Annotated in this window: 4 protein-coding genes and 1 pseudogene; 1 reads left to right on the forward strand and 4 read right to left on the reverse strand. The window is 77.3% G+C overall.

Annotated elements, in window-relative coordinates:
* Positions 1-953, reverse strand: a pseudogene (locus ACYVKY_RS09385) (CHAT domain-containing protein); the annotation flags it as partial.
* 55 nt (positions 954-1,008) lie between these two features.
* Here ACYVKY_RS09385 and ACYVKY_RS09390 point away from each other — a divergent pair.
* Positions 1,009-2,367: a S8 family peptidase gene (locus ACYVKY_RS09390; RefSeq protein WP_460434710.1), complete on the forward strand. Its 1,359-nt coding sequence runs from the start codon at positions 1,009-1,011 to the stop codon at positions 2,365-2,367.
* A 57-nt stretch (positions 2,368-2,424) separates the two neighbouring features.
* On the opposite strand, the gene ACYVKY_RS09395 is transcribed toward ACYVKY_RS09390, so the two are convergent.
* The 3 genes from ACYVKY_RS09395 to ACYVKY_RS09405 form a co-directional block, all read right to left on the reverse strand.
* Positions 2,425-2,889, reverse strand: coding sequence for a hypothetical protein (locus ACYVKY_RS09395; protein ID WP_460434711.1), 465 nt, complete (start codon positions 2,887-2,889; stop codon positions 2,425-2,427).
* Positions 2,889-3,524, reverse strand: a complete 636-nt coding sequence (locus tag ACYVKY_RS09400; RefSeq protein WP_460434712.1) for an RNA polymerase sigma factor — start codon at positions 3,522-3,524, stop codon at positions 2,889-2,891. Before ACYVKY_RS09400 ends, ACYVKY_RS09395 begins: the two co-directional genes overlap by 1 nt.
* A gap of 60 nt (positions 3,525-3,584) precedes the next feature.
* The coding region (locus ACYVKY_RS09405; protein WP_460434713.1) for a C40 family peptidase at positions 3,585-4,395 on the reverse strand (811 nt) is incomplete at its 5' end.

The following is a 4,395-nucleotide window of genomic DNA, read 5'->3' on the forward strand; positions in this document are numbered from 1 at the left end:
GCCCGCCACGGCAGGCGGTCCTGCCGGGCGAACAGGTCGTCGGCGTGCGCCGCCGTGGCGTGGGCGGAGGCCGCGTCACCGCTCGCCAGCTCGAGCCGGCTGACCCGCACCAGCGCCTCGGCCGCCATCAGCGGCGCACCGCCAGCCGCGGACCGCCGCGCGCCCTCGCGCGCCGCCTCGAGCGCCTCGGGCAGCAGCCGCAGGTCGTGGAGGGCGTCGGCGTACTCGACGAGGTGCTCACCGAGGTCGAGACCCGCTGTCTCGTAGGCGGTCCGGGCGGCGGAGAAGGCGGCGAGGCCCTGCCGCGCGAGTCCCGCGCGCACCAGCACCCGCGCCCGCGTCTGGGTGCAGTAGGCGACCATCACCGGTCCGAGCGCGGGCGCGAGCCGGACGGCGAGGTCGGCCCACGGCACGGCGGCGGACGGCCGCCCGCGGGAGAGCTCGACCTCCGCGAGGTTGTTCGCGGCCTTGGCGCGCACGTCGTCGGGCGTCCCGGGCGACGACAGGAGCCGCCGGTAGCGCTCGCCCGCCGGCCGCAGCCGTCCGACCGTGTGGTCGAGCACCGCGCGCTGGAACTGCAGCGCCGCGCTGCGCGCGCCCGGGACGTCGCGCACCGCCTCGGCGAGGTCGCGGCGGGCGGCGGCGGTGCGACCGAGCTCCTGCTGCACCGCCGCCCGGCTCGCGAGCAGCTCGGCCCGTCGTGCCGGCAGGTCGGCCGAGGCCGTCAGCCGCACCGCCGTGTCGAGCAGCTCGCGGGCCCGGGCGTTGCGCAGCAGCTCGTGCTCGGCCCAGGCCTGGGCGTGCAGCGCCACCACGAGCGCCTCGCCGTCGCCGGCCGAGCGCGCGCGGTCGACCAGGGCCGCGGCCACGGGTCCGAAGCGTCCAGGGTTGCCCTGGACTCCCTTGTAGGCCGCCTCGGCCTCCGCGAGCATGGTCGCGTCGGTGCCGTCCACCTCGGCATGCCTCCACTCGGACGCGGGACGCCCGACGCTACCCCGGAGGGACCTCGTGATCGAGGACTGCGAGCAGGACGAGGTCTTCCTCGTCCCCGACCCGCGCACCGACGACCGGCGACGTCGTGACGGCCGCGCCGCCGCCGCGCAGGAGCGCGCCCTGTCGCGCCAGCGCGCCAAGGACGGCTTCGACCGCCGGATCGTCGCGTCGGTGGTGCAGCGCAGGGCGAAGCGCGACGCGGCGGCCCCCGTGGTGCCCTGCGTGCCCTACGAGCAGGGCGGGCGCGACGGCGTCGTGCTGCTCGTCGAGGGCGAGCTCGTGGTGCGCACCGACATGCCCGACGCCGGCCACCGCGCGGTGCTCGAGCGGCTGCCCGCGGCCGCGCGCGACGACCTCGCCGACGTCCCCGGCGTGACGCTCTACCGCGACCCCGGCACCGACGTGACCCGGCTCGTGCAGGTCGCGGCCGAGGTCCGCGACCGCGGGTACCCGGCGTCGGTGGCGCACGTGACGCCGCTGCGCGTGGTGATCAAAGGGCTCGGCGGACCCGAACCGACGGAGGTCGACCTGCGCCGCGACGTCGAGGTCGACACCGCCGGTCCGCACGTCGCGGTCATCGACACGGGCGTCCACGCCCGCCGGGACGACGGCTGGCTCGACGGCACCGACGACCTCGAGGGCGCCGACGCCGTCGACCCGCTCGACGCCTACCCGTGGCCGGACGGCAACGGGCTGCTCGACTTCGGCGCCGGGCACGGCACCTTCGTCGCGGGAGTCGTGCGGCAGGTGCTGCCGTCGGCCCGCGTCTCGGTGCTGCGGGCGATCGACAGCGACGGCGTGGGCAGCGAGGTCGACGTGGCGCGGGCGATGCTGCGCGCGGTGCGCGCGGGCGCCCACCTGCTCAACCTGTCACTGGGGGTGCAGACCGTCGACGACCAGCCGCTGCTCGCGATCCAGGTGGCGCTGGAGGTGATCCGGCGCGAGGCACCGGACGTGGTCACCGTCGCGGCGGCGGGCAACTACGGCGACGACCGGCCGTGCTTCCCGGCCGCCGCCAAGGACGTCGTCGCCGTCGCCGCGCTCACCCACGAGCTCGAGCCGGCGCGGTGGACCAGCAGGGGCCACTGGGTCGACTGCTCGGCGGTGGGGGAGGGCGTGGTCTCGACCTTCGTGCCGGGCGAGGAGGAGGTCGAGCAGGACCCGCGACCCGACCGCTGGGACGAGGGCCACCCGTGGGCGGTGTGGAGCGGCTCGTCGTTCGCCGCACCGCAGGTCGTCGCCCTGCTCGCCCGGACGATGGCCGAGCGGGGCGTCGGTGCGCGCGAGGCGCTGCAGCACGTCCTGGCCCTCGGCCGTCCGGTCCCGGACGTCGGGCGCGCGCTCGCGGTCCTGCCGGGCACCGAGCGCGCGTGAGCGCCCGGCCCGGGTGGCCGGGTCGGGTCGGTGGGGGGCGGCGAGCAGCCGGGGTCGTCAGGGGGCGATCCAGCCGGTCGTGAGCGGGGCACCCTCGACGGGCTGCAGGTGCAGCCGGAGCAGCGCGAGGGCGAGCCCCTCGACGACGAAGTCGCCGAGGTCGCCGACGACGGCGTCGCACCGGGTGCCGTCCGGCTGCTCGACGGTGACGGTGCCGCCGCCGTCGGGCCAGGGGAGGACCTGGCCGGTGAGCCGGACGCCGGTGCCCGCGCGCTCGACCTGGAGGTCGAGCACCAGGCCGCCGCCGTCGAAGCTCAGCACCCGAGGCTGGTCGACGACCGAGCGCACCCCGGCGGGGACGCCGGTGGTCTCGGCGACCAGCCGCAGCAGCTCGGCGTCGAGGGCGCGGGTCTCCCACGCCGCCCGGGCGAGGTCGAGCACGAGGTCGGGGACGGGGTCGGCCTGCGCGGCCACCTCGCCCAGTCGGACGAGCAGGTCCTGGTCGTGCGTGCTGATGGTCATCACCGGCTCCCTTCGAGGGTGGAGAAGTCGTACCCGGCGGCGGAGGTGATCTCGCGCAGCCGGTCGAGGCACCGCATGCGGGTGGGTCCGATCGACCCGATGGGCATGCCCATCGCCTGCGAGACCTGCGCGTACGCAGGCGGTTCGGTGGCCATCAGGACGCGCAGCAGCCGCTGGCAGCGCTCCGACAGGCGGGCGAAGCACTGCCAGAGCGCGGCGTCGCGCTCGTCCTGCAGCAGGGCGTGGTCGAGGGCCGGGGCCAGCTCGTCGACGACGTCGAACGCGGCGTCGTCGACCACGCCGACCAGCTCGCGGCCGCCCGCGCGCAGCACCCGCAGGCACTCGCGCCGGGCCGTCGTCGCGAGCCAGCCGGGCAGCCGCTCGGGGTCCTGCACCTTGCCGAGGTTCTCGACCAGGCGCAGCCAGGTGGTCTGCACGACGTCGCCGGCGTCGGAGCTGCTGAGGCGGTACGACCGCGCGACCGACCAGACCAGGTTCGTGTAGCGGTCGACGAGGGCGTTCCAGGCCGCCTGGTCACCGGCGGCGGCGCGCTGCACCAGCGGGGTCACCGGCTCCCTCTCCTGGCTCGGTCGTCCGACCGGGGTCACCGGTCGCTGGACGGGGGTGGCGGTCATGGTGGCTCCCGAGATCGTTCCTGCCCTGGGGTCTGACAGGGAGCAGGAGCGCAGCGCGGCTCACGGTGATACCTCCTCGCGCGCAGCTGTTCCCGCAGAACCGAGGATCGGTGGGACCGATCCGGTCGAACCGGGCGGAACCGGGTCGGTGGGCGGGTCGGTGGGCGGGTCGGTGGGCGTCGGTGCGGGCTCCGGCGTGGGCTCCGGCGCGGGTTCCGGCGTCGGCTCCGGCGTGGGCGTCGGCGTCGGCTCCGGCGTGGGCGTGGACGTCGGTGCCGGGGCGGGCAGGTCGGTCGGGGCCGGTGGCGCAGCGGGTCCTGTGGTCGCCGGGACGACGCGGACGCCCCCGGCGTACCCCGCCACGGGGACGCGGCTCACCTTCACCACGTCGCCGGTGCGCGGCGCGTGCACCCACAGCCCGTCGCCGAGGTACATCCCGACGTGGTGCACGGTGCGCAGGTCGGCGGGGTCGCGGGCCAGCACCACCAGGTCGCCGGGCAGCAGGTCGGCGCGCGCCACCCGCTGCCCCACGAGCGCCTGCTGCCGCGAGGTGCGGGGGAGCGCGACGCCGGCCGAGCGGTACGCGGCCTGCACCAGCGAGGAGCAGTCCCAGGTGTCGGGGCCGGTCGATCCCCAGCGGTAGGGGTCGCCGAGCTGGGCCAGCGCGAAGGCGACCGCCTGGAGCGCGCGAGGGTCGGCCGCACCCCCGGACACCGCCGGCACGCCCACCACGGCCCCGGGCTGCGCGACGCCTGCCGGCCGCTGGGCGGCGGACGCCTGGGCCAGGGCGGCGCGGTCGAGGGCGACGAGCGCCTCCAGGGTGGCGACCGCCGCGCCCGCGACCGACCACTCCCGCTCCGCGCGGGCGAGC

The sequence above is a fragment of the Angustibacter speluncae genome, from assembly GCF_054777815.1.

What these genes read in the sequence shown, in the direction of transcription:
- ACYVKY_RS09395 (WP_460434711.1), bottom strand. Translation starts at nt 2,889, where the DNA reads ATGACCATCAGCACGCACGACCAGGACCTGCTCGTCCGACTGGGCGAG.
- ACYVKY_RS09400 (WP_460434712.1), bottom strand. Translation starts at nt 3,524, where the DNA reads ATGACCGCCACCCCCGTCCAGCGACCGGTGACCCCGGTCGGACGACCG.